The 23,634-nt window shown below is 64.5% G+C and carries 20 protein-coding genes; 4 read left to right on the top strand and 16 right to left on the bottom strand.

What is annotated here, in order from left to right:
- Positions 1-78: 78 nt before the first annotated feature.
- Positions 79-699 carry a MarR family winged helix-turn-helix transcriptional regulator gene (locus M2341_RS05435; protein WP_181558965.1) on the bottom strand — a complete coding sequence of 207 codons (621 nt, stop codon included), beginning with the start codon at positions 697-699 and terminating at the stop codon, positions 79-81.
- Positions 700-888: 189 nt separating this feature from the next.
- Here M2341_RS05435 and M2341_RS05430 point away from each other — a divergent pair, with 189 nt between their 5' ends.
- Together M2341_RS05430 and M2341_RS05425 are read left to right on the top strand one after the other, a co-directional pair.
- Positions 889-2,163 (top strand): aromatic ring-hydroxylating dioxygenase subunit alpha, encoded by a 1,275-nt coding sequence (locus M2341_RS05430; protein ID WP_264584521.1) that lies wholly within the window; start codon positions 889-891, stop codon positions 2,161-2,163.
- Between the two features lie 407 nt (positions 2,164-2,570).
- The gene (locus M2341_RS05425) at positions 2,571-3,689 is read left to right on the top strand and encodes a sensor domain-containing diguanylate cyclase (protein WP_264584520.1); all 1,119 of its coding nucleotides are present in this window, start codon (positions 2,571-2,573) and stop codon (positions 3,687-3,689) included.
- Between the two features lie 259 nt (positions 3,690-3,948).
- Here M2341_RS05425 and M2341_RS05420 read toward each other — a convergent pair whose 3' ends face one another.
- The 15 genes from M2341_RS05420 to M2341_RS05350 all read right to left on the bottom strand — a co-directional run bounded on the left by M2341_RS05420 (position 3,949) and on the right by M2341_RS05350 (position 20,988).
- The gene (locus M2341_RS05420; RefSeq protein WP_264584519.1) at positions 3,949-4,791 is read right to left on the bottom strand and encodes a hypothetical protein; all 843 of its coding nucleotides are present in this window, start codon (positions 4,789-4,791) and stop codon (positions 3,949-3,951) included.
- A 56-nt stretch (positions 4,792-4,847) separates the two neighbouring features.
- A complete protein-coding gene (locus M2341_RS05415) occupies positions 4,848-6,431 on the bottom strand; it encodes a transferrin-binding protein-like solute binding protein (protein WP_264584518.1) in 1,584 nt (527 codons plus the stop codon).
- Positions 6,403-6,570, bottom strand: coding sequence for a hypothetical protein (locus M2341_RS05410; protein WP_264584517.1), 168 nt, complete (start codon positions 6,568-6,570; stop codon positions 6,403-6,405). Before M2341_RS05410 ends, M2341_RS05415 begins: the two co-directional genes overlap by 29 nt.
- Positions 6,571-6,730: 160 nt before the next feature.
- On the bottom strand, positions 6,731-7,729 hold the full coding sequence (locus tag M2341_RS05405; RefSeq protein WP_181558959.1) for an amidohydrolase family protein: 999 nt from the start codon (positions 7,727-7,729) through the stop codon (positions 6,731-6,733).
- A 12-nt stretch (positions 7,730-7,741) separates the two neighbouring features.
- Positions 7,742-8,398, bottom strand: coding sequence for an RraA family protein (locus M2341_RS05400; RefSeq protein WP_264584516.1), 657 nt, complete (start codon positions 8,396-8,398; stop codon positions 7,742-7,744).
- On the bottom strand, positions 8,395-9,072 hold the full coding sequence (locus M2341_RS05395) for an RraA family protein (RefSeq protein ID WP_264584515.1): 678 nt from the start codon (positions 9,070-9,072) through the stop codon (positions 8,395-8,397). Before M2341_RS05395 ends, M2341_RS05400 begins: the two co-directional genes overlap by 4 nt.
- A 22-nt stretch (positions 9,073-9,094) precedes the next feature.
- Complete coding sequence (locus M2341_RS05390; protein ID WP_264584514.1) at positions 9,095-10,105, bottom strand: protocatechuate 3,4-dioxygenase; 1,011 nt, start codon at positions 10,103-10,105, stop codon at positions 9,095-9,097.
- A 108-nt stretch (positions 10,106-10,213) separates the two neighbouring features.
- Entirely contained in the window at positions 10,214-10,972 is a 759-nt protein-coding gene (locus tag M2341_RS05385; protein WP_264584513.1) for an HD domain-containing protein, read from the bottom strand.
- Entirely contained in the window at positions 10,969-12,309 is a 1,341-nt protein-coding gene (locus tag M2341_RS05380) for an MFS transporter (RefSeq protein ID WP_264584512.1), read from the bottom strand. The genes M2341_RS05385 and M2341_RS05380 overlap by 4 nt, the downstream gene beginning before the upstream one ends.
- A gap of 119 nt (positions 12,310-12,428) precedes the next feature.
- Positions 12,429-13,157 (bottom strand): SDR family oxidoreductase, encoded by a 729-nt coding sequence (locus tag M2341_RS05375; RefSeq protein WP_264584511.1) that lies wholly within the window; start codon positions 13,155-13,157, stop codon positions 12,429-12,431.
- 247 nt (positions 13,158-13,404) lie between these two features.
- The gene (locus tag M2341_RS05370; RefSeq protein ID WP_264584510.1) at positions 13,405-13,830 is read right to left on the bottom strand and encodes a Zn-ribbon domain-containing OB-fold protein; all 426 of its coding nucleotides are present in this window, start codon (positions 13,828-13,830) and stop codon (positions 13,405-13,407) included.
- Positions 13,831-13,835: 5 nt separating this feature from the next.
- Positions 13,836-15,008 carry a thiolase family protein gene (locus tag M2341_RS05365; protein ID WP_264584509.1) on the bottom strand — a complete coding sequence of 391 codons (1,173 nt, stop codon included), beginning with the start codon at positions 15,006-15,008 and terminating at the stop codon, positions 13,836-13,838.
- Positions 15,009-15,011: 3 nt separating this feature from the next.
- Positions 15,012-15,812 carry a crotonase/enoyl-CoA hydratase family protein gene (locus tag M2341_RS05360; RefSeq protein WP_181558952.1) on the bottom strand — a complete coding sequence of 267 codons (801 nt, stop codon included), beginning with the start codon at positions 15,810-15,812 and terminating at the stop codon, positions 15,012-15,014.
- A 3-nt stretch (positions 15,813-15,815) separates the two neighbouring features.
- Complete coding sequence (locus M2341_RS05355; RefSeq protein WP_264584508.1) at positions 15,816-17,969, bottom strand: acetate--CoA ligase family protein; 2,154 nt, start codon at positions 17,967-17,969, stop codon at positions 15,816-15,818.
- Positions 17,970-18,081: 112 nt separating this feature from the next.
- A complete protein-coding gene (locus M2341_RS05350) occupies positions 18,082-20,988 on the bottom strand; it encodes a TonB-dependent receptor domain-containing protein (protein WP_264574655.1) in 2,907 nt (968 codons plus the stop codon).
- Between the two features lie 340 nt (positions 20,989-21,328).
- Between M2341_RS05350 and M2341_RS05345 the strand changes: the two genes are divergently transcribed.
- Together M2341_RS05345 and M2341_RS05340 are read left to right on the top strand one after the other, a co-directional pair.
- Positions 21,329-22,504: an acyl-CoA dehydrogenase family protein gene (locus M2341_RS05345; RefSeq protein WP_264584507.1), complete on the top strand. Its 1,176-nt coding sequence runs from the start codon at positions 21,329-21,331 to the stop codon at positions 22,502-22,504.
- Positions 22,501-23,631: an acyl-CoA dehydrogenase family protein gene (locus M2341_RS05340; protein WP_264584506.1), complete on the top strand. Its 1,131-nt coding sequence runs from the start codon at positions 22,501-22,503 to the stop codon at positions 23,629-23,631. Before M2341_RS05345 ends, M2341_RS05340 begins: the two co-directional genes overlap by 4 nt.
- The last annotated feature ends 3 nt before the right edge of the window (positions 23,632-23,634 follow it).

Raw genomic sequence — 23,634 nt, 5'->3', positions numbered from 1 at the left:
ATCTCCTGACTCGTTTGCGCGGGAGCATGGATATTGTTGTTTGAATCTACAACCCCGAAATCGTGCCGCGCGAAACGCTCAGGGGTTTTCGGCGAGGTAGCGGCCAAGCATGTCGTGCAGCTTCTGGGCGAAGGCGCGGTCCAGCATCATAGCGCCATCGCTGCGGGTCTCCGGCGCGGGGGCGCTCTCGATGCGGGGCACCTTGCCCAGCGCATCGACATCCTCCACCACCCCGCTCACGCGCTTGAGCTGCTGATCCAGCTGGCCGAGAAACGCCAAGAAATCATCGCTTTGCTTGCGGGTGAAGGGCATCTGCAGCACCTCGTTGAGGCGCAGCGCGAGGGCATAGGTCTGCTCGTGCACGGTCTTGCCATGATCGGTGAGCTGGAGCAGCACCGAGCGGCTGTCCGACGGATTGGCCTGCTTCTCGATGATCCCGCGCTCGACCAGCGAGGAGACGACGCGGCTGGCATAGCTCTTCTCCAGATGCGCATCCGCCGCGACCTGCTTGAAGGAGACCGAGCCATAGCTGGCGGTGATGCCGATCACGCGGCATTCCGGCAGCGAGAGCCCCAGGTGCCGGCGATAATACTCCTCGGAAATCCCCTCGGAAAAGCGCGCCACCATATGGAGGCGGAAGGTCATCAGGTTGCGGAAGCTCGGCCGATCCACCGATGCGCCGGCCTTCTTTCTGGCCACAGAACAGGTCCCCCTTGGTTTCGAACGGACCGGTATAAGGGATGCCGCTGCCCGCGCACAACAAAAAGGCCCGTGCGGCAAACACGGGCTTGACGCACTTTGTTGTCTATGACAACGAATTGGCAAAGACGACATGAGTCCGCGGGCGCCCCCACGGATTCCCGGCAGATGACCAAGGAGGGATGCGCCATGCTGTCTGCAGAACAGAATGAAAAGCTGGCCCGCGTCGGCCCCGGCACGCCCATGGGCGAGCTGCTGCGCCGCTACTGGCACCCCATCGCCGGGGAGAGCGAGTTCGAGACGCGCGCCACTAAGCCGGTGCGGATCATGGGCGAGACTCTGGTGCTCTACAAGGACCTCTCCGGCCAGTTCGGCCTGATGGACCGCCACTGCCCCCACCGCCGCGCCGACATGGCCTGCGGCATGGTCGAGCCCGACGGGCTGCGCTGCAGCTATCATGGCTGGATGTTCGATGCGCAGGGCGCCTGCACCGAGCAGCCCTTCGAGGATACCGCCAATCCACAGGGGCGCTACAAGGACAAGGTGCGGATCAAGGCCTATCCGGTCCGCGCCCATGCCGGGTTGCTGTGGGCCTATATGGGCCCCCTCCCCGCGCCCGAGCTGCCGGACTGGGAGCCCTTCTCGTGGAAGAACGGCTTCCGCCAGATCGTGATCTCCGAGCTGCCGTGCAACTGGCTGCAGGGGCAGGAAAACTCGATGGACCCGATCCACTTCGAGTGGATGCACGCCAATTGGAGCAAGCGCCTGCGCGGCGAGACCGGCCCCTATGGCCCCAAGCACCTCAAGATCGACTTCCGCGAATATGATTATGGCTTCACCTACAACCGCATCCGCGAGGATACGGACGAGACCAACCCGCTGTGGACCATCGGCCGCGCCTGCCTGTGGCCCAATGCGATGTTCACCGGCGACCATTTCGAGTTCCGCGTGCCCATCGACGATGAGACGATGATGAGCGTCGGCTGGTTCTTCACCCGCGTGCCGCGCGACGCCGAGCCCTATGTGCAGGAATCCATCCCGGTCTGGTTCGGCCCGATCAAGGACGAGCGCGGCGAGTGGATCACCAGCCATGTGATGAACCAGGATTTCGTCGCCTGGATCGGCCAGGGCACCATCTCGGACCGGACACAGGAAAATCTCGGCCTGAGCGACAAGGGCATCGGCATGATGCGCCGCCAGTTCCTGCGCGACATGGAGAAGATCGGCCGCGGCGAAGACCCCAAGGCGATCATCCGCGACCCCGCGATCAACAAGGCGATCCCCCTGCCGACCATCCACCGCGACGCCGTGATGGAAGGCATGACCGCCGAGGAAATCGAAGCCGGCGGCGCGCTGCACCTCAAGCGCTTCATCTTCCAATATGGCCAGCCCGCGCATGTGCTGAAGCTGCAGCAGGAGGCGATGCGCATCAGCCAGGATAACAAGGGCTATGTCGACGCCTGAGGGCGGCGGACGGCGCGCGCACGATCAGCCGACCTCTCTCGGCATCAGACTGGCCCGGCTGGCGTGATCTGGCCGGGCTTTTTTTGTTGGGGGATGCCGCGTGGCTGCGAGGCGCCCTGGGCTCCTGCCTGCGCAGGAGCACTGGGATATTGGGCGGGCGTGAAGCTTGGCTCTCATCCTCCGTGCTCCTGCGCAGGCAGGAGCCAGGGCGGCGACAAGCGGAGCAAGCCGAGCGCTAACCTCCGCCCGATATTCAAACCGCGCCCTCCCCGTCCGGCCACGTCCGCGACCTTGGCGCCCGTTGAACGGCTGATCTCAAAACACGGTGGTCCGCTGCGATGAAATGCGCAGGCATCACGCATTGTTAACCCGATCTCGGACAGGAGAGCTTTAAGATCGGATGAATCATGAATCTGCTGGACATCGACACGCTGCAGCTCTGCAGCCTCGTGAATACGAGCGCTTTTGGCATCGTATTTCTGCTGCTTTGGCGTGGCCGAAAAGCGGATGATTATCTGCTGTTCTGGTCAGCAAGCGCGCTTCTCTACGGCGGTGTGATGATCGGCTTTGCCCTGTGGGGTGAGCGCGGCATGGGCGCTGCGACGGCGCTGTTGATGATGCTCGCATTCAGCAATACGGTCTCCGTCATGGGCGTTCGCCGGTTCGAAGGCGGGCCCGTTCTCGCGCCGTGGATGGCGCTGCCGGCGCTGGTCATCGGCGTTGCCCATCTTGGGCCGCTGTGGCTGATGGCCCAAGGCTGGCTCCCGGCAGACTCCCAAATCCCACGGATCGCCGATGTTCTTGGCCTGACCGCAGCCATGGCGATCAACGGGACAGCGATGATCTCCGGGCCATTACGCGGGCAGCGGATCGCAGGCGCAGGCCTGCTCGCCTACATCCCCATATTCCTGATTTCGCTGGTGGGCGATCTGGGCGTGCTCTCGGGCGACCACTCGCTGGGCAGCCTGCCGCTGCTCGCAGATCAGGCGTTGCTCGGCATCATCAATCTTGGTTTGCTGGTTCTGCCAATCGATCAGGCGCAGGACGCGCTGCGCGCCGCAGCGCTTCGTGATCCGCTGACCGGCGTATGGAACAGGGCGGGCCTGGAGGTGCAGAAGCGGCGTCTGCTCGCGCCTGGCGCGGCCGTCGTCGCGATCGATGTCGATCATTTCAAGGCCGTCAACGATCTGCATGGCCATGAGGCAGGCGACGCCGTCTTGCGCGGCATTGCGCAGGAGGCAGGCCGGATCGCACAGGCACAAGACGGCGCTCTCGCACGCATTGGTGGCGACGAATTCATCCTGCTGCTGCCGGCGAGTTGCGAAGGGCAACGCCTGATCGTCGAGGCGCTGATGAACCGATGCCGCGCCGCTGGCGCTGCACCGGGATCATGGAGTGTCAGCATCGGCTTCTCGCAGGTAACGGCGGCGGAAACAGGCTTCGAGCCTGCCGTCGTCAGGGCCGACAAGGCGCTGTATCACGCCAAGGCGGAGGGGCGGGATCGCGTGGCAGGATTGGCGGCGTGATGCGCAGCGGGTGGCTGATAGCACGGCACGGCTGGCGTGATCTGGCCGGGCGTTTCGTTTGGGGAGCCAATAATTGCGAGGTCTGCCCGCTGCGCCCTGGGCTCCTGCCTGCGCAGGAGCACGGAGCATGAGGTCGCAAGCTTCTCTCCCGCCCGATCTCCGCATGTGCTCCTGCGCAGGCAAGAGCCCAGGGCGGCGATGATCGACGTCTATTGGCTAAACGCTCTGCGCGGCCTGCCCAGCGCCCAGCTCCCAAGCCTCATTCTTCAGGCGGCGCGCTCGGCCTGAACCGCGCGATCAGGCGCTTGATGCCAATCCATGCCAAAGCCAGCCCAGCGGCGGCCGCGATCCACGGCAGGAGCGTGATCGCCAGCATGAGCAGGACAGCGATGCCCGCGACGACATTCACCCAGCCATCCTTGATGGCGCCCAACAGCGGCCCGTCGCTCAGGCTCGGATCGACCTGACCCGAGCTGTAGGAGAACGTCACGGGCGTATCCGCGAGCTTGCGCTCTGCCTCGGCGCGCGTGGTCACCGCCTGCCGGTTCTGGTCCGACAGGTCGACAAGACGCGCCTGCAGCTGAGTGCGCTCAGCAGCGGGCAGACCTTGCTTGGCGAGTTGCTGCTCGATCCGCGCGCGCTCCTCCGCGATGGCCTTTTCGTCGCGCTGCGCCCCCTCCACGACCGCGCCCGATTCCTCGCTGTCGATCCGCGCATCGGTGAGCATCCCGCCATGCTCGGTGACGATCGCCACGCCCTTCTTGCCGAAGGCGCGCGCATCGTCAGGCGCCAGCTTCATGGCGAGCGATCCGCTGATCGTGCGGTTATGATAGACCTGATAGCTCATCCCGGTGATGCGGCAGCGCGCCGGCGTCAGGGCCTCGCACTGCGCGGCATGCGCCTCCTGCGCGGTCGCCAGTCGCTCCGGCGGGAGACGGAAGCCGTAGCTATAGGTCAGCGACACGCCCGGCGTGCGGGTGACGGCCACATCCGGACCGGCTGCTTCCCCAGCGACATCGGCGCTTTGTTCGGAAGGCTGCTGGCCGCACGCTGCGAGCAGCAGTGACATTGCGATGATCGAGTAGCGCATCTCATCCCCCATGGTGTGATCCATCTTGTTCAACGAGAAGGGTACGGCGGCAAGCGAGGGTGAAGGGATCAGCGCTTCCCGAGCGCTACACCAGCAGCCACAATCGTAGGATTGTTGATTGTAAAGCTATAGCCGTATTCCTCGGCAAGTGGGCCGAAGAACTTGCCCGCGAATTGTCCGCGTATAGCGGCATCGGTCGAATTGCTTAAAAGCCCTTCATACTGCACACTTAGAGGGTTTTGGTGGTTTTTAAACGCACCTTCCCCATTAAAGGTCTGGCTCGCTAAAATTGGTCCCCCATCAACGGTGTTTGAACCGGTGAAGGTTAGGCTGGTAGTCAGCGTCCGATCAACAAAATTGGCAACTAGAGCCGATGTGCCCGATATTCTATATCTGCCGTTCATATCCGTATAAATGCCGTCCACTATACCGGTGAAACTGGCAGATCCCGTTGTTGGGATCGCGCTGGTCGGTGTTCCAACCCCATAGAGAAATGTCCGGTAGTTATTGATTATCTGAGCGTCGTTGATTTCGGTGTATGCAAGGAAACCATAGGTCAAATAGGTGAGATTGATCGCGCTGTTAGCAGAGCCGATCTTGAAAAGCTCGATTGCGACATTTTTGGCCACGTTGGCCGGGTCTAAGGGTTCCGCTACTTCATAAATTGCTAAATTATTCAGTACACCACGCTGTTCCGGCGCGCCAAACTCTACGATCCCGCTGAAGAATTCTCGCGTCAACGTGTAGCGATCAGTTGCTGGATCGTATCGTATTCGGTTTTGTAGAGAAGCGTAGAGACCGGCGTCTCTTGATCCGTCGTGCCTCAGCGCGATATGAGCGCTAGGGCCATCGAAGACTTCCCCACGTTGCACGGCGGCATCAAGTCTTTGGTCGTCGGGAGCAGGGGCTTGACCGTTTCGGGTGCCAATCGTGATACCTTGAAGATTGTAAAGCCCGTTAGGTTGATACGTGTTAAACTGGAAACCGAATTCCTCATTATTCAAGCCGTAAAAGCCGCCGTTAATGCGGCCTCGCACGCTGCCATCGGTACTGCGCACAGAACCTTCGATCGCCGAGCCGTTCCATATATCGAGATTGCCCAGTCCGCTTAGCCTGATCGGTGTAAGTTGGGTGAATCCAGCCTCAGTAGAGAACAATAGATGCAGTTCTGTGCTGAGCGTTGCCGATTGAAAATTGAGATTGAGCGTCGACGTTCCGCTAATTCTATTGCCGCAGGCTACAGAACAACCCTCCACTAGCCCTGAATATGTTGCCGTTCCCGACAGGGGTGTCGAGGTTGGAGTCTGTCCAAAGGTAAAATACCATGGGGTCAGTGGGCCGAGCGAATTTGCACCGAACGAGCCGTATCCTGAATGGTAGAGCTGTATCTTGCCATTTTCGTCTCCAGGAAGCGATAGTGCTAGTCGAGAGATCTGGCCCGGTCCACTCCCCTCCGCTCGCTGGTAAGTCGTGTAATTGCTTTCCCCGGTGACGATGTGCTCGACATTAAATGTTACTGCTGGATAGGGGGCCGAGCCGTATGCGGCCTCTATTTTAAAAGATTTACTCGGTGCATCGTAAGATAGTATTTTTGAGTCCCCCGCGGTGATTGCGAAATGACCACTACTGTTTTGCCCTGCGATTGGAGGCAATACAATCGCCGGAGGTGTAGGTGTAGGTGTAGGGGATGGAATGGGGGTCGGCGATGGACTGGGTGTAGGCGCTGGGGTCGGCGATGGACTGGGGGTTGGTGGCGCTGGAGTTGAAGCCACTCCGCCTCCCCCTCCGCATGCCGATAATTGCAATGCCAACACGGATACTAAAATTCCGCGCTTACTTCTCATCCCTTACCCCCAATCATAGCCGAACGATCAATTCCTCAGCGTCGCTCTCCGCATAAATTCAGGGCATGCCGATAACAATACTTCTTCCAGCAAACGCCAAGTCCCCCTCAAACCTCCAAATTAAACACCTTCCGCGCATTGTCCTCAAAGATCAGCTTCTTGTCGGCGTCGCTCAAAAAGTCGAACTTCTGGATGAACGGCGCGATGTGGTCCATTTGCTTGCCGGTGGCGGGATCGATGGTGGAGCCGACGCCGGGGCATTCGGAGCCGAACAGGCAGCGCTCGGGGCCGACGGTTTCGATGAGCAGGCGCAGGGCGCCCTCGGTGTAGAGCACGGTATCGAAATAGAGCTTGGCCATGCGCTCAGAGAAGAGGTGCTTGGTGCGGCGCGACTGGGATTCGAAGCGGCCGAGCTGATAGGGGATGGCGCCGCCGCCGTGGCTCACCACCACCTTGAGCTGCGGAAAATCATCGAACACCGATGAGGTGCAGAGGTTATAGGTGGCGATCGTCTCTTCATTGATGAAGTGCAGCGAATAAGGCGAGCGCTCGGACTGGGAGCCGGTGGCGTGGATGTGCGCGGGCAGATCCAGCTCGCACAGCTTCTCGTAGAGCGGATACCAGTAGCGGTCGCCCAGCGGCGGGGCTTCCTCGGCGCCATTCTCATAGGGGTCCGGGTTGAGCAGGAAGCCCTTGAAGCCCATGGCGACGCAGCGGTCCATCTCCGCAAAGACATTCTCGATGGGCTCGCCCGCCACCTGCGGCAGGCCGGCGACCGGGATGAACATCTCCGGGATGAGCGTGCACTGGCGGTGGATGAGGGTGTTCACCTCCTCACAGAACCAGTGGACGACGCGCGCGGGCTTGGCCGAGTTCATCATCTGGAACGGGCGCGGCGAGATGAGCTGCATGTCCGTGCCGTGATTGTGCAGCAGCTCGATGTGCCCGTCCGGCCAGGTCTCCTTGTGGTGCGCGGCGGCAATGATCTGCTCGTCCGTCACCTTGACGCTGCCGCGCCCGTGCGAGCCGCGATGCGCGAGCAGGCTCGCCTTATAGGCCCAAAGCTCCACCGGAGCGCTGACGTGACCATGGCAGTCGATGATCATCGGGTGATCCCCTTATTTCTGACGTGTCTGAAGGCTGTGATATTTAAACTGCGCGCGGGCCTCATCGAGGCGCATGCCGGTGCGGCAGGCAACGCGGATGCTCTCTTCGGCGGCGTGGATCTCCTCGGCGGCGGCGAGGACGGCCTCCTCATGCGCCTGCGGGATGACGATCACGCCATCGGGGTCGCCGCGCAGGATATCGCCGGGGGCGACGCGGGCGCCGCCGATATTGACGGGGCAATTGGTGACCTCGACCTGCACCCGGTCCTTGCCGGTGCGCATCCAGTGGCCCTTGCTGAACACCGGGTAACCGAGCGCGCGGCAGAGCGAGACATCGCGGCTGATCCCGTCGATGACGGTGCCGGCGAGGCCCCGGCGATGGGCGATCTCGGTGAGGATGTCGCCCCAGATGGTGGCATCCTCGCGGCCGCCATTGTCGATGACGACGACATGGCCGGGGGGGACATCGTCGATATAATCGCCGACGGTGCCGGGGGGCGTGGAGGCGGGGCCGCAGAGCATGGTGTAGGCGCGGCCGGCCATGCGGAAATCGGGGTCGCGGCCGGCGATCTGGTGGCACTGGCCGACGATGCCGAGCCGGTCGAGCGCGTCGCTCAAGGTGGCGGTATCGAGCGCGGCGGCGCGGGTGACGTTGCTGTCGTCGGTCATTGATGGTCGCCCTTGAGCATATATTCGTAGTTGGCGCCGAGCACAAAGCTGGCGCTCTCGCCGGTGGCGAGGCGGCGGGTCATCTCGCCCTCGCGGCGGACGATGTCCTCGGCGGCATCGAGCACGCGGGCGATGTCGGCTGGCGCGATGAACACCGCCGCGCTGGAATCGCAGATGACGTAGAAGCCGGGCTCGACGGAGAAATCTCCCACCGTCACCGGCACATCGGTGGCATCCTCATAGACGCGGTTGCGCGCGGTGCGGGCGGTGTAGCCGCGGCAGAAGACCGGAAAGCCGATCTCGCGCGCCTCATCGACATCGCGGGCCAGCCCTTCGCAGATCACGCCGGCCACGCCCCTGTGCTGCGCGCCGCGCGACAGGATGCCGCCCCAGCAGCCGGCGTCGATGCCGGTGCGCTGCTCGACCACGATCACATCGTCCGGGCCGCTGGCGTCGATGGCGGCAGCGCCCAGATGCACCGGGGGGCGGTCGGCAGGCGCGTTGCCGGCCTTGAGCTTCACGGTGTGGACGCGCCCGGCGATGCGGCGGCCCGGCGAGGCCGAACGCAGGCCGGTCACGCAGCCGGCCAGGCCCAGCTTGTCCAGCGTGTCCGACACCGCGCAGGCATCCAGCTTGCGCAGCCGCGCGACATGGGGGTCTGTTGCTGTCATCATCCGTCCTCAGAAAAATCTTGGCTTATTGCCAGGCGACGAAGCCATTGGCGGTGCCGGTGCCGGCCTCCGAGCGGTAGCAGGGCTCATAGCCGACCACGTCGCCGGTGAGATCAGTGTCGAACAGCGCGCCGGCGGCGGCGATCCAGGTCTTGAGCTCGGAGGTGCCGGACTGGAGGTGCTTGTCCTCGATGGCGCAGAGCGTCTCCGCGTCACGGGTACGCAATGCCTCGAAGAACATGCGGTCGAAATCCTCGTCGATGACGAAGTGGCTCATGCCGCCCGAGCCGAACACGGCGACGCGCAGATCCTGCTTCCAGCTGCGGATCGCCTTGCCGACCGCGCGCCCCAGCTCGAAGCAGCGGCGGGCGGTGGGCTGGTTGGGCGGGAAGAAGGTGTTGATGAGGATCGGCAGGTTGGGCACGACCGCGTCGCGCATGATCTGGCGATAGATGAAGCCGAGCGAGTGCGGCGCGCCGCTCGACCAGTGGCCGGCGGGCTCGGGCAGCTTCTTGGAGACGGCAAGATCGAAGCCCTGCGGCACCAGGGACTTGCAGACGTGCATGCCGAGCTCGGGCTGGCAGGGATAATCCCGGCGCTCGGGCGGGCTGTGGCCCCACTCGGCCTCATGAATGCCCGGCGGCATCCGCGCGGCCTGCTCGGGGGTGGCGGGCTGGTCCCAGATCGTCTCGCCGAGATAGACGGTGATCGCGGGCGTCACATCCTCCAGGAACAGCTCGCGCTGGTCATTGCCCATGATGACGGCGACATCGATCTTGGCGGCGGCGAAACGGTCGGCCATGTCGCTGATCGCGCTCTGGCAGGCGGCCGAGCGGCGCTCGCGCTCCGGCAGGGTGCAGGCCTCGGCGAGGTTTTCGCCCGCGCGCAGCGTGACCAGCTCATCGAAGCTATATTCCGCGCCGCGGAAAGGGTGCTGGCGCTTGAGATCGGCCGCGACGCGCAGGGTCCATTGCTCGGGCGTGGTCGAGAGGGTCGGCCCGTGCGATGTCCACATTCCCAGCACGATCTCCGCCATGATTCCGCTCCGCTCCCAGATTGTTGCCGCTCGGGCATATAATTGTAGACTCAGTAAACAATATCGATGCGGTTAGCAACCGATGGCGGGCGCTTTCGACAAGGCTGTTCAGAGAAAGCGCGTCGGCATCATGATGGTGCGCCACATGTGCGCGGAGGGGCTGTCATCGAAGCCAAGCCCTTCCTCCGGCTGGCGGAAATGGCGGCCGATGATGTCCGTAAACTCTTCGATCTCCACGACGACATTGGGGTCGAAGGCGTAGAAATCATTGAGCGTGACGAGCCGCGCGCTCATATACCATTTGTGGTTGCGGGCGCGCTGATAGGCGCGGTCGATATGGGGATCGGGCCGGTAATCGGCGCCGAAGAAGCGGATATAGGCTTCGGGATAGTCATAGCCGACCGATTCATCGGGGTAGAAGCGCACCACCTGATGCTCGCGCACCGCCCAGCTGACTTCGGGATCGACATAAGGCTCGATCAACTGCGCCGCCCAATAGCCATGATCGGCGCGGATGAAGCCGGTGACGGCGATGTCATGCAGCAGGCAGGCGAGCACGATCTTCTCGTCATGCCCGGCATCGCGCGCCAGCTTCGCGCTTTGCAAGACGTGCGCGGACGGACCGAAGCGATGACGGAAGAAATCGACCAGCGTCGGCTTCTCCGGCATCGGCGGCAGGCGCGGGTCCGGCCCCATCAGGAACGGGAGCCGGCGCGGATTGTCGATGGGCGGGCGCGGCAGGCGCGGATCGACATCGCCGGACTGGTAGAGGGTGGACTTGATGATGATCGCGTCCAGCGCCTCGCTCATCTCCTCCTCCAGCGCGTCGGCCTGCGCATGGAGGCTGTGCAGATCCGGCGCACTCATAGCGCGGCGGAGGGCTTGGCGGCGGCCCGCGGCGTTGCCATCCCCACCCCCTCGCCCACGCCGGTCTGCGTCGCGGCCCGCAGCCGGTCCCGATAGAGCGGCCGCACGAAGGTGAGCAGGAACGCCGCGAAGAACGCCATGGCGGCGAACAGCGCGAATCCCCAGACATAATGGCCGTTCACATCGTAGATATAGGCGAGCGTCACCGGGCCGATGGACGAGCCGAGCGCGAAGCAGCCGGTGACGATGGGCAGAACCTTGTCCATGTTGCGTGGGCCGAAGACATGCTTGGCCAGCACCGGCCCCTCGCACACCAGTCCGCCATGGGCGAGACCCAGCGCGCAGATGAAGATGATCGCGGTGGAAAGGCTGGAGACCTGGAAGGCGAGCAGCACCATCGCGGCGATGAGCAGATACCAGGCGGCGATGCCCTTCACCGAATAGACATCGAAGAACTTGCCGGCGATGAACTTGGAGGCAAGGCCAATGGCCGAGGTGAGCGAGAGCAGCCACGCCGCCGTCTCGCGAGTCAGGCCGACTTCCTGCACGAAATAGAGCTGCATGTTCTGGAACAGGCCCTGATCCACGCCCGCGATGATCAGCACGCCGACCATGATGCCCCAGAACATCGGCTTGCGCACCAGTTCGGCATAGCTCATCGGGATGTCCGCCGCGCGCGTCGCCGCCGCCACCTCGGCACTGGGCAGCACGCCCTTGGCATTGGCGGTCTCCGGCAGCAGATCCTCTTCCGAAGGGTTCTGCTTGACGAACAGGACCAGCGGCACCGAGACGGCGAGGATGGACACGCCAATCAGCGCATAGGTCATGCGCCAGCCGATCTCGGGAATGAGCGCGGCGATAACGATGGGAAAGACCACGCCGCCGGCACTCGACCCGACCAGCGCCAGCGCCCCGGCAAAGCCGACATTACGCATGAACCAGCGCGCAACCATCAGCTTGATGCAGAGCAGCACCGCGCCTTGCCCGAGGCCAATGAGGAAGCCGGCGAGAAAGTAAGTGGCGATGGAACTGACGTTGAGGAAGGTGAAGAAGCCCAGCGCCTGGATGATCAGCACGGTGAGGAAGACCGGTTTCAACCCGAAGCGCTGCACGGCCGGCCCGATGACGAGAATGGCGACGAGCGCGCCGGTGAGGCCTTTCCACGCATAGATGCCGGTGGCCTCGGCCCGGGTCCAGCCGAACTCCGCGATCACCTCATTATAGAGGAGCGACATGGAGTAGGTCGGGCCGCCGAAGGAAAAGAAGAAGATGATGAATCCGGCAGCCACCACCCACCAGCCGGGATAGTATTTGCCTGTCGCGGGTGTCGTGGCCATCGCCTGTCCTCTCCGTAGCCAGCCTTGCCGATTCATGCTTTTTTTATCGGCTCAGCTTCCCATGCATCCTATCGACCTGTCAACAACTCCGTTGCTTGAAACAACAATATCGGGCGCGGTCAGCCGCGACCCAGAAAGGGCATATTGAGGGGCAATATGGTGCCATCGACGAAGTTCACATGATCGGGCAGATCGGCCATGGCCAGCACCGCGCGCGCCGCCACATCGGCGCTGATCCGGTCGCGCGGATCGCCCTCGTGCATGTTCTGCACCAGATTGGTGCCGACAATGCCCGGGTGGAAGATGGACGAGGCAACGCCATGATCGCGCCCGTCAATGGCGAGGGAATGGTTCATGCCCGCCAGCGCGAACTTGCTCGCGGCATAGGCAATCGTGTTCGGGCGGGGCACTTGCGCGGACAGGCTGCCGATGTGGATCATCCGCCCCGCCCCCTGCCCTTTCATGATCCGTAGCGCCTCCCGCGCGCACAGGAACGCACCGTTGAGATTGGTGTCGATCACTTCAGACCAACGCGCGAAGGTGAGTTCATCGGTCGGGGTATGATCGGCAATGCCGGCATTGTTGATGAGGATATCGATGCGCCCGAAGCGCGCAAGGCCGGCGGCGAACATCGCCTGCACATCCGCCTCCTGCGACACATCGCACTGCACGGCGAGCGCCTGCCCGCCCTGCGCTTCGACCTCTGCCACGAAGGCATCCAGCGGTGCCTTGCGGCGAGCGCCGACGATCAGCGAGGCCCCGGCTGCGGCGAATTCCTTTGCGATAGCAGAGCCCAGACCTGAACTTGCGCCGGTGACCAGTGCGACCTTGCCCTTGATGTAACTCATTATGCGTCCTCTCCCTTGCGCGCGGCGGATGCACCGGTCTGCCATCTCCCCTCGTCATTCCCGCGAACGCGGGAATCCAGCTTGGACCTTGCGTCAAGGCGCAGGCGTGGACCTGGATTCCCGCGTTCGCGGGAATGACGAAGGGGTGCTAGCGCGGTGTCAGACCTTCGCTCAAACCTTCGATATCGCCTAGCCTAAGCAGGCGTCATCGCTCTGGCCATTCAAAAGAGGATCGCGCGGCAACGCCTCAGGCCGGCTCGAACAGCAGCAGGTGGCGACCATCGGGCAGCGGATGCCAATAGGGCTTCACCGCCAGCCCGGTCTTCAGCTCGGCTTCGCTGCAATGGATGATGTTGCTCATCACATTCACGCCTTCCTCCAGCGTGACCATGGCGACGACATAGGGCTCCTTGTCGCGGAACGGCGGGCGGGCGCGGCGGACGATGGTGTAGCTGAAGATGGTGCCGCGCCCGGAGACCTTGCGCCATTCCAGAGTGTCGCGGCGGCCGGTGTAGATGCTCGTGGGGCGCGGGTAGAATTGATAGGCGCCGGCCACGCGATCATATTGGATGAGCAGCTTCTTCTCGCGCGTCGCTTCCCAATAGGGCCGCGAGAAGCTGCGCTCGGGGGGCAGCGGGCGATCGATATCGAGGAGATCGTTGAGATCGGCCATGCGCCTCAGCCCTCCGACGTGAGGATGAGGGCGGTGCTGGTGTTCCAGTTCCGCCCATAGGGAATGCCGCCGATGCCGGTGACGAGCGCATGGCGGCGGTCCTTCACCTGCCGCGCGCCGCCATCGCCAAAAAGCTGCCGGACCGCCTCGACAAGATTGGTGCCGCCACCGGCCAGACCGCACTGCCCCGCGGAGATTTGCCCGCCGCCGGTGTTGAGCGGCAGATCGCCGGAGAAGAGGAAATCGGTCTCGTGGATGAACGCTGCCCCCTGCCCGTGCGCGCAAAAGCCGAGCATTTCCAACTGCATCATGATCGCAATGATGAAGTCGTCATAAGGATGGAAGGAGCCCATATCGCGCGGGGTGAGCCCCGCCTGCGCAAAGGCCCGCTCCCCGGCCTGCCGGTGGCCAGTGACGGTGGGATCGACAATGGCCGAGGCGGCGCCCAGATTGGTGCGCTCGCCATAGCCGCGCAGCACCGCACAGCGCGTGAGGCCGCGCTGCTCGGCGCGCTTGCGGCTGGTGACCAGCACCCCGCTGGCGCCATCGCAGGGCATGACGCAATCGAGCAGGCGGATCGGATCGTTGATCATCCGCGACTGCACATAATCATCGACCGTGATCGGCTTGCGCAGCTTCTCGCAGGCATTGTCATTGCGCAGGGCATGTTCCCGCTGGGCCACCGCCAGCTTGCCGAGAGCGCGCTCGTCCAGGCCGAACTTGTCATGATAATAGCGGCTCAACATGCCGAAGGCGGCGGGTGCGCCGAGATAGCCATAAGGCGTGGTCCACTCCGCGCCATAGGAGCGCGGGCGGCCGTTATTCTCGGCGACGGCGGTATCGGCGAAGAGGCAGAGGACGGTCGTGCAGAGCCCGGCATCGATGGCGGCGGCGGCGCGCGCCACCGCGCCGACCGGCGAGGAGCCGCCAATGTCCACCGTCTGGCAGAAATCCAGTTCCAGCGCGAGTTGATCGGCCGTGGTCTGCGACCAGAAGATATTGCCGGCGCCGGTGGACGAGGAGGAGAGGATCAGCCCGTCGATCTCGCCCTTCTCGAAGCCGGTCTGCTCCAGAATGCCGTCGAGGATTTCGGCGCCCAGCTCCCAGACATCGACCTCGCTGCGCAGGACGATCCTGGTTTCCGCATAGCCGACAATGGCATTGTCCCGCAGCGCCATGGTTCAGCCTTTCGTCGGGTCGGAAGGCGGCGCGGCGACCTTGTTCTCGCCGCGCTCGACAAAGGCGCGGATGCGGTCGGTGCCCTCGCTGCTGCGCGCTGATCCGCCGATCAGCCCCTCGAAGAACAGCCCGTCGCTGTGGCTCATGTCGCCGATGCGGGGGAGCGCGGCGCACACGGCCCAATTGGTGTTCGGCGCATTGCTGGCGATGCTGGCGGCAAGCGCCTTCGCCTTAGCCATCGCCTCGCCCTTGGGCACAACATATTGACAGAGATTGGCGCGCTCGCCCTCTGCGGCGCTCAGCACGCGGCCGGTGAGCATCATGTCGGCCATGCGAGCATAGCCCATCAGGCCCTGAATGCGCACGGCGCCGCCGCCGCCCACGAAGATGCCGCGCTTGCCTTCCGGCAGGGCGAAGAAGGTGCTCTCGTCCGCCACGCGCACCTGACAGGCCGAGGCGATCTCCAGCCCGCCGCCGATGCAGGCGCCCTCCAGCGCGGCGATCCACGGGATCGGCCCGCGCGCGACGAGATCGAGCGGGACCGTCCAGCGGCCGCGCTCCCAGGGCTTGGGCGGATTGGCGCCACTCATGCGCGAGGCCGCTTCCGCCAGATCCAGCCCGGCCGAGAAATTGCCGCCATGGCCGAAAAGGATGCCGACGCGCGCTTCCGACGCGGCGCGCTCGAACGCCGCGTGCAGGCTCGCCATCACTTCCGTATTGACCGCGTTGCGCTTGGCCGCGCGGTTGATGCCGACGATGGCGATCTCGCCATCCAGCTCATAGGTCGCCAGCGTCTCGCTCATGGTTCAGTTCCCCTCCGCAGCGGTAATGATGAGGGCATCGACGGCGGTCAGCCCTTCCCCCTGCGGATGCACGAAGACGGGGTTGAGGTCGATCTCCTCGATCTGCGGCATGGTCTCCATCAGGCGGCCGATCAGCGCGGCGGTGTGGGCGACCGCCTGCACATCGACCGGGGGCGAACCCCGGAAGCCCTTGAGCAGCTTGGCGCTGCGCAGCTTCATCAGTTCGGCGATAATATCCTCCTGCGCCATGTCGACCGGGAGCAGGCGCACATCGCCCAGCGCCTCGACCCAGATGCCGCCAAGGCCGACCAGCACGACCGGCCCCCATTTGGCATCGCGCTTGGCGCCGATCATCAGTTCCAGGCCCTTGGGCGCCATTTTCTCGACCAGCACGCCATCCAGCACCAGACCGGGCTGGGCGCGGGCGACATTGGCGTGGAGATCGTCCCAGGCGCGGCGTAGCTCGTCGGCGTCACGGATGCCGAGGATGACGCCGCCCGCCTCGGTCTTGTGCGCCAGTGCGCCGGCCTGCGCCTTGATGGCGAGCGGGTAACCGACCTTGGCGGCGGTCGCCTCGGCTTCCTGCAGCGAGGTGGCGAGGCCGCCGGCGGGCACGCGGATACCCATGGCGGACAGCAGCTGCTTGCCGAGCCATTCGGGCTGCGGGCCGCTGCCCAGCATCGGCAGATCGGCAAAGGGCGTGTGGGTGACCGAGCGCGCCGAGCGCTCCAGCGAGCGGCCATGGCGCGTGACGCGAGACAGCGCCGTCATCGACCGCTCGATGGAGCGGCTGAGGATCAGGCGGTTGGCGCGCACCGAGGCTTCGAAATCGGGGTCCATTTCGGGCGCCGGAAAGGCCATGATCGCCGGGCGATCCTTGCCCTTGAGGCTGTCGATGAACATCGGCCCATAGCCGCGCTGCGAGGCGGCCGTGCCGCTGTTGATGGCGATCAGCACGCTGCCGACATTGCCATCCGCCATCAGCGCATTGGTGCCGAGCGGGATCAGCTCCGGCTGGAAAATCGCCTGCGTGCCGAGATCGAGCGGGTTGCGCGGCGGGATGAAGACGGGGAGTTGCGGCGCCAGTTCGCTGCGGGTCTGCTCGGTAAGGGCGGGCATCTCCATGTCCAACGCCTCGAAATAATCGTGCGCAATGGCGCAGAAGCCGCCCGAGAAGGTGAGCACGCCCGGGCCTTTGGTCGGCGCGACCGGATAGCGTGCCAGCAGCTCGATCACATCGACCCACTCCTCCAGCGTCTCGACCAGCACCACACCGGCGCGATCGAGATGGAGCTGCATGGTGGCATAGTCGCCTGCCAGCGCGCCGGTGTGCGACTGGATGGCGGCCTTGCCCTTCTCGCCCCGGCCCGGATGAATGGCGACCAGCGCCTTGCCGGCCGCCTGCGCGCGCCGGGCTGCGGCGAGGAAGGCCTGCGGATCGCGCACTTCCTCGAGATACAGGGCGATGACCTTGGTCGCCTCATCCTGCGCGAAGAAATCGATGAAATCGGGAATGCCGATGCCGGCCTCGTTGCCGGTGGAGACGGTATAGGCCATCGGCAGATGCCGCGCGGCGAGATTGGTGCTGGCATAGGCCATCAGCCCGCCGCTCTGCGAGACTATGGCAATGGCGGGATTGGGATCGTCCGGTGCCAGCCTGGCGACCTTGCGGGCATTGGCAAAGCCGATGGGCAAGCCCTTGACGAGATTGGTGTAGCCAAGGCAGTTCGGCCCGAGCAGCGCGACATTGCCCTCATAGGCGATGCGGACCAGTTCATCCTGCCCCGCCCGGTTACCCGCCTCGGCAAAGCCCGAGGAAAAGACCGTCACCGCCTTGACGCCGCGCCGCACGCAGGCCTCCAGCGCATCCTTCACACCCGCCGCCGGGAGCGTGAACACCGCCAGATCGACGCCCTCAGGCAGATCGTCGATGCTCTGCGTCACGGGATAACCGTCAATCTCCCCCTCGGCCCGGCCGACGACATGGACATCGCCATCAAAGGCGTTGAGCTGGAGATTGGCCAGCACCGTCCGCCCCGCCGTCTTGGGCTTGGCCGACACGCCGATGACCGCAATCGAGCGCGGCCGCATGAACAAGGCGACCGCATCGGCTCCCCGCACAGGTTTGATCCGGGGGGAAAGATCGGTCGCAGACATAGGATCACCATTCATGCTGAGGGGGCCATGAAAAAGGGCGCGCGAGCGCGGCCCCCATTATCGAAAAGCCGGACCGTGGCCGGGATGCTGCTCCCGGCCACGGACCGAACGGTCAGAAGGCGAAGCGGACGCCAACCTTGTAGGCGCGGCCGATGCGGTCGTAGAAGCCGGCCACCTGCGTGCTGGGGAACGGCGGTTCCTTGTTCAGCAGATTGTTGACCACGGCGTAAAGCTGCACCTTCTTGTCGCCCCGCTGCATGAGCGTGACGTTGCCGGTCCAGTTCAGATACAGCCGCGAGGCGACGTTCATATTGCCCACCGAAATCGGCGAGGCCGCATTATAGTCCGGGTCGCCCGGCTGTACGAGCGTAGCGTCCACAATGCCCTTGTCGATCCAGCGCGCGTTGAGCGTGGTGCCCCACTTTTCCGTCTCGTAGCCCAGGCTGGCATTGAGCTGCCAATGCGGCACGCTGGTCGCGCCGGTGTTGAGGCCGGAGGTGAACCCGCCCAACTGCCCCGCGCGGTCGATGCGGCTGCCGCGCGTCTGGATGATCCCGGCGGCATTATAGGTCGGTGCGACGCCCAGCCCGTCGTCGGAAATAAGGTCAGCGACATAGGTGCCGAACAGGCGCGTCGTGACCCGGCCCGGCCCGGCGTTGAAGCGGTAGACCATCTCGAAGTCCACGCCGCGCGTTTCAAGCGAGGCAAGATTGAGCAGCTGGACGGTCACGGAGTTGATTTCCGTGCTCGTGCCGGTGCCGGATAGCGAGGTGGTGGCGCAGAAGGCCCCCGGCGTGCCGCCCTGGATCTCGGCATAGCAATTGTCGATGATCTGCTGCGCCGGGAAGCTCGCGATCGCCCCGTCGATCTTGATATTGTAGAAATCGACCGAGGCCGAGAAGCCGGGCAGGAAGGTGGGCGTGAACACCGCACCGACCGTGAAGGTGTTCGCCTTCTCCGGCGCCAGCGTCTCGCTGGGCGCGAAGACCACCGTGTAGGACCGCGACACACCGTTGAACGGATTGCGCAGGGTCGACTGGGTGGACGTTACCGAGAACAGCTCCGCCGCATTGGGTGCACGGATATCCCGCGAGCGTGTCGTGCGCAGGCGGACGCCATCGACCACATCCCAGGTCGCGCCGATCTTCCACGTCGTGACGCCGCCCGACACCTCATAATTGGTGTGCCGGATCGCGCCGTTGAGATCGAACGACTTGAAGAAGGGCACGTCGCGGGCCAGCGGCACCACGACCTCGGCATAGGCTTCCTTGGTCGTGAACGCGCCTTCATAGGGCTTGGGGTTCGAGAAGTTGTACGCCCCGGCGGCCGCGAGCGAATCCACGACGCTTTCGGCGCTGTCCCGCCGATATTCACCGCCGACCGCGAGCGAGACCGGCCCCGCCCAGGTCGAGAAGGGCTCGCCGCTGATATTGGCGGCGCCCACGAACTGGCTGGTCGTGATCGACTGGAACTGCGTGCCGTTCACATAGTTGATTGCCTCTTGCGACATCGCGCCGGCGCCGAACAGGTTGAGCGGCTGGCAGCCCTGCGCCCGCGCGACGGTGTTGCGGCAGACAATCTGACCATTGGGAAGCTGGATCGCATCCAGCGCCCAGATGAAGTTCTGCTGGATGCGCATGTTGCGGATCTGCGATTCCAGCTTGTTCTGGCCATATTGGACGTAAGCGTCCCAGTTCCATCCGCTGATATTGCCGTTCAGCCCGCCGACGATGCGATAGGTGCTGTTGAAGTTGACGATCTGCGTGGACGAGAAGTCGGGGTTGGACCGACCCATGACGAAGGACGTGATATTGTTCGCGTCCATGATCGTCGCGACCTGCGCCGGCAGGAAATAGTTATCCCGCTGGATCACCACCGCACGCGGACCGCTGACCGCGGTGTCACGCGGCATCGGGCCGGAATAATCGGACCCGGACCGGCCATAGCTCCCTTCGACGAACATGCCGACGGAGTCGCTCAGCTCATAATTGAGGTTCGCCCGCACGACATAACGGTCGATCGGCAGCACCAGCGTATGTCCGAGACGGGGCGGCGTGCCCTGCGAGCTGGACATATTGTAGGATGAGCCGCCGCTCTCATTGCCATAAGTGAACGTGCCGACCTGACCGGGCGCCGGGAACCAGATGCCGCGCAGGGCATCGACGCCATTGGCCGGGTTCGTATCGGCATTGTTGCCGAGAATGACGCCGCCGATGAGCGAGTTGACGAAGCGCACGCCGCTCTCGAATGAGCGGGAAGGCACGCCGGCCGGACGGTTGGCCGCGAAGGAGACGGATTCCTCGTAGCGACGGCCCCAGGCGCGATCATCGAAGCTGCCGATTCCATCGGACTTCACATATTCGCCGCCGATGGTGAAATGCCCGCGCCCGTCCGCGAAGGGGCTGCCGAATGCGAGGCCCACGCGGCGCTCGAAATTATCGCCTTCTTCGGAAAGACCCAGGGAAAGATCGCCCTTCAGGCCGGTCAGGCGATTGTTCATGATGACGTTGACGACACCGGAAATGGCATCCGACCCATAAGCGGCGGACGCGCCACCGGTGACGACGTCGATCCGGTCGATCAGCACCGTCGGCATCAGGTTGAGGTCAACCTGCCCGGTCGGCACAGTCGGCACATGGCGGCGGCCATCGACCAGCACCAGCGTGCGGATGTTCCCCAGCGCGCGCAGATCGGCGAAGGTCGCGCCGGAAAGGTTGGACGACTGGGTGTTCGTCTGGTTGCTGACGCTCGGGCGGAAGGACGGCACCTCATTGAGATAGTCGCCCACATTGGCCGCGCCGCGCTCGGCGATTGCCTCCGAGGTCACGACGACCAGCGGCGTGGGCGCCTGGAAGCCATCGCGCTTCACGCGCGAACCGGTGATGATGATATCGCGCACCTGCGCATCGTTATCCTGCGCCTGGGGCGCCGGCCCATCCTGCGCGAGCGCCGGGGCAGACCCCAGGGCGACAAATGTGCAAGCGGCAGCAGACGCGAGCAACCATGTTCGACGAGACATATCCCCTCCTATTTGTTGCCGCAGGTTGCGCCTGCCGGCCTTTCATTGTGCCCGAGACTAAGCGTCATAAAGGCTGTGTCAACAACAATGATACTATATTATCTTTTGGGGTCGCCGGGTTTTAACAGGTGCGTGGATGACGGCCCAATGCACCGGAAACCAAGGCTTGCCGGCGGCGCCCTCAATGCAAACCGCGCAGCCCTCTGCCCCGATCCGGTGACGACTCAATTGTTGCGCAAATCGATGCTAATGACAACAACATTCTCCAGCCGCTTTATATAAAGCTACTTGATATTATCTGCGCGCGCGCGATGATGGGAAGGAGAAGGAGAGGACAGGCATGTACACGCAAAGCGAGCAGGCTTTTGCCGAAGAGGTCCGCGCATTCGTGCGCGCGCAATGCCCGGCGGATGTGCGCGAGAAAGTGACCAACGCGGTCGGCATCACCGCAGCGGAGCGGCTCGCCTGGCACAAGGCGCTGCACGCGCGCGGCTGGGCGGCGCCGCACTGGCCGGTGGAGCATGGCGGCACGGGCTGGAGCCCGGTCCAGACCTATATTTTCTCCGAAACGCTGGCCGAGGAAGGGGCGCCCGACCTTGGCTCCTTCGGCCTCAAGATGCTCGGCCCGACGCTGATGCATTATGGGACGCCAGAGCAGAAGGCCCATTATCTGCCGCGCATCCTCTCCGGCGAGGACATCTGGTGCCAGGGCTTTTCCGAGCCGGGTGCCGGGTCCGACCTCGCCTCGCTCAAGACTCGCGCCGTGCGGGACGGCGACCATTGGGTGGTCAACGGGCAGAAGATGTGGACGACTATGGCGCATGAATCGACCATGATGTTCGCGCTGGTCCGCACCGATCCCGATGCGCCCAAGCCGCAAATGGGCATCTCCATGCTGCTCATCGACCTCAAGACGCCGGGCATCGACATTCGCCCGATCATCCTGCTCAACGGCGCCCACACCACCAACGAGGTGTTCTTCGACACTGTGCGGGTGCCCGCCGAAAATCTGGTGGGCGAGCCGCATAAAGGCTGGACCTATTCGCGCGTGGTACTCGGCAATGAGCGGCTGTCGATCGCGCGCATCGGCCTCAACCGCCGCCAGCTGGCGCGGGTGAGGCAGATCGCGGCCGAACAGGGACTGGCCGGCACGCCGCATGTCCGCGCGCGCATCGCCGAAGCCGCCATCGAGCTGGATGCGCTGGAGGCCATGGCCACCGCCATGCTGGACCGCGCCCGGGCCGGGGTCGCGCCGGGGATCGAAGCCAATATGCTCAAGATCAAGGGATCGGAGCTTCAGCAGCGACTGACGCGCCTGCTGGTCGAGGTGGCGGGCCGCAGCGCCGCGCCATTCGCCCCCGACGCCGCCATGGATGCTGGCGATGCGGGCAAGCCATGGCTCGGGCGCCTGTTCAAAAGCCATTTCGATACGCGCGTCGTCAGCATCTACGGCGGGTCGAACGAAATCCAGCGCAACATCATCGCCAAAACGCTTGGCCTGGGGACAGCCCGATGAACACGACCGTGATGGACGCCGCGCCGGCAGGCGGTGCCGAAGAGACGAACATTCGCGACCTGCTGCGCAACTCGCTCGAAACCGTGCTCGCGCGGCACTACAGCTTCGAGCAACGCCGCGATGCGCATGAGAGCGCCGCGCGGGAATCGCGGGCGGCCTGGGCGGCTTATGCCGAGCTTGGCCTGCTCGCCCTCACCCTGCCGGAGGGGCATGGCGGCTTCCCCGGTACGCTGGGTGATCTGGCCATGGTGGTCGAGACGATGGGCGGCGCGATGGTGCTGGAGCCCTTTGCGGCGGTGATGATCGGCGCGCGGCTTCTGGCGACGGCCGGCAGCGAGGACCAGCAGGCGGCATGGCTGCCCGCCATCTGCACCGGCGCAGTGCGCGTCGTGCTGGCGCATGAGGAAGCCGATGGCGGCTATGGCCGGCCGATCACTGCCCACGCCACGCCTGATCCGCATGGCTGGCGCCTTTCGGGGCGCAAGGTTGCCGTGGCGGGCGGGGATAGCGCAGACCTGTTCATCATTTCGGCGAACACGGCCGGGGGTGTGGCACTGTTTCTCGTCCCGGCGGCGGATCTGACCGTTCGCCCGACCCGCTGCTTCGACTGGACCGGTGCCGCCGACCTCTTGCTGGACGACGTCATCGTGCCCACCGCGGCACGGCTGAGCGGCGGCGAGGTGGCGCTGGCCCACGCGCTCGACGAAGCCACCGCCCTCGCCTGCGCCGACGCCGTTGGCGCCTTGCGGGCGGCGAATGCCCTTGCTCGCGAGCATACCCACACCCGCCGGCAATTCGGTCGCCCGCTGGATGCCTTTCAGGTGCTCCAGCATCGGCTGGTCGACATGGCTATCGCGCAGGAGCTTGCCGCGCCGATCGCGGCCGCCGCCATCGCCGCCTGCGAGGCGGGCGACCCGATGGCGCGCGCCCGCGCGGTCTCGGCGGCGAAAGTGAAGGTCGGCGAGTCGGCCCGCTTCATCGGCGAGCAGTGCGTGCAACTCCATGGCGGCATGGGGCTGGTGCAGGAATATCCGGCCGCGCATCTGTTCGCCCGGCTGGGGCTGTTCGAGCTCTCCCATGGCGACCGCAACGCTCATCTCGAGCGCTACGCGGCGCTGGCCCTTTAAGCG

The sequence above is a fragment of the Sphingobium sp. B7D2B genome, from assembly GCF_025961895.1.
GTDB lineage: Bacteria > Pseudomonadota > Alphaproteobacteria > Sphingomonadales > Sphingomonadaceae > Sphingobium.
This window is presented reverse-complemented; position numbering and strand designations above follow the sequence as displayed.

Bases quoted from the DNA above. Each gene is read 5' to 3' on its own strand.
- M2341_RS05365 (WP_264584509.1), bottom strand. From the start codon at position 15,008: ATGGCGCTGCGGGACAATGCCATTGTCGGCTATGCGGAAACCAGGATC.
- M2341_RS05375 (WP_264584511.1), bottom strand. From the start codon at position 13,157: ATGAGTTACATCAAGGGCAAGGTCGCACTGGTCACCGGCGCAAGTTCA.
- M2341_RS05425 (WP_264584520.1), top strand. From the start codon at position 2,571: ATGAATCTGCTGGACATCGACACGCTGCAGCTCTGCAGCCTCGTGAAT.
- M2341_RS05380 (WP_264584512.1), bottom strand. From the start codon at position 12,309: ATGGCCACGACACCCGCGACAGGCAAATACTATCCCGGCTGGTGGGTG.
- M2341_RS05400 (WP_264584516.1), bottom strand. From the start codon at position 8,398: ATGACCGACGACAGCAACGTCACCCGCGCCGCCGCGCTCGATACCGCC.
- M2341_RS05390 (WP_264584514.1), bottom strand. From the start codon at position 10,105: ATGGCGGAGATCGTGCTGGGAATGTGGACATCGCACGGGCCGACCCTC.
- M2341_RS05355 (WP_264584508.1), bottom strand. From the start codon at position 17,969: ATGTCTGCGACCGATCTTTCCCCCCGGATCAAACCTGTGCGGGGAGCC.
- M2341_RS05340 (WP_264584506.1), top strand. From the start codon at position 22,501: ATGAACACGACCGTGATGGACGCCGCGCCGGCAGGCGGTGCCGAAGAG.
- M2341_RS05345 (WP_264584507.1), top strand. From the start codon at position 21,329: ATGTACACGCAAAGCGAGCAGGCTTTTGCCGAAGAGGTCCGCGCATTC.
- M2341_RS05420 (WP_264584519.1), bottom strand. From the start codon at position 4,791: ATGGGGGATGAGATGCGCTACTCGATCATCGCAATGTCACTGCTGCTC.
- M2341_RS05360 (WP_181558952.1), bottom strand. From the start codon at position 15,812: ATGAGCGAGACGCTGGCGACCTATGAGCTGGATGGCGAGATCGCCATC.
- M2341_RS05430 (WP_264584521.1), top strand. From the start codon at position 889: ATGCTGTCTGCAGAACAGAATGAAAAGCTGGCCCGCGTCGGCCCCGGC.
- M2341_RS05410 (WP_264584517.1), bottom strand. From the start codon at position 6,570: ATGCGGAGGGGGAGGCGGAGTGGCTTCAACTCCAGCGCCACCAACCCC.
- M2341_RS05385 (WP_264584513.1), bottom strand. From the start codon at position 10,972: ATGAGTGCGCCGGATCTGCACAGCCTCCATGCGCAGGCCGACGCGCTG.
- M2341_RS05350 (WP_264574655.1), bottom strand. From the start codon at position 20,988: ATGTCTCGTCGAACATGGTTGCTCGCGTCTGCTGCCGCTTGCACATTT.
- M2341_RS05370 (WP_264584510.1), bottom strand. From the start codon at position 13,830: ATGGCCGATCTCAACGATCTCCTCGATATCGATCGCCCGCTGCCCCCC.
- M2341_RS05395 (WP_264584515.1), bottom strand. From the start codon at position 9,072: ATGATGACAGCAACAGACCCCCATGTCGCGCGGCTGCGCAAGCTGGAT.
- M2341_RS05405 (WP_181558959.1), bottom strand. From the start codon at position 7,729: ATGATCATCGACTGCCATGGTCACGTCAGCGCTCCGGTGGAGCTTTGG.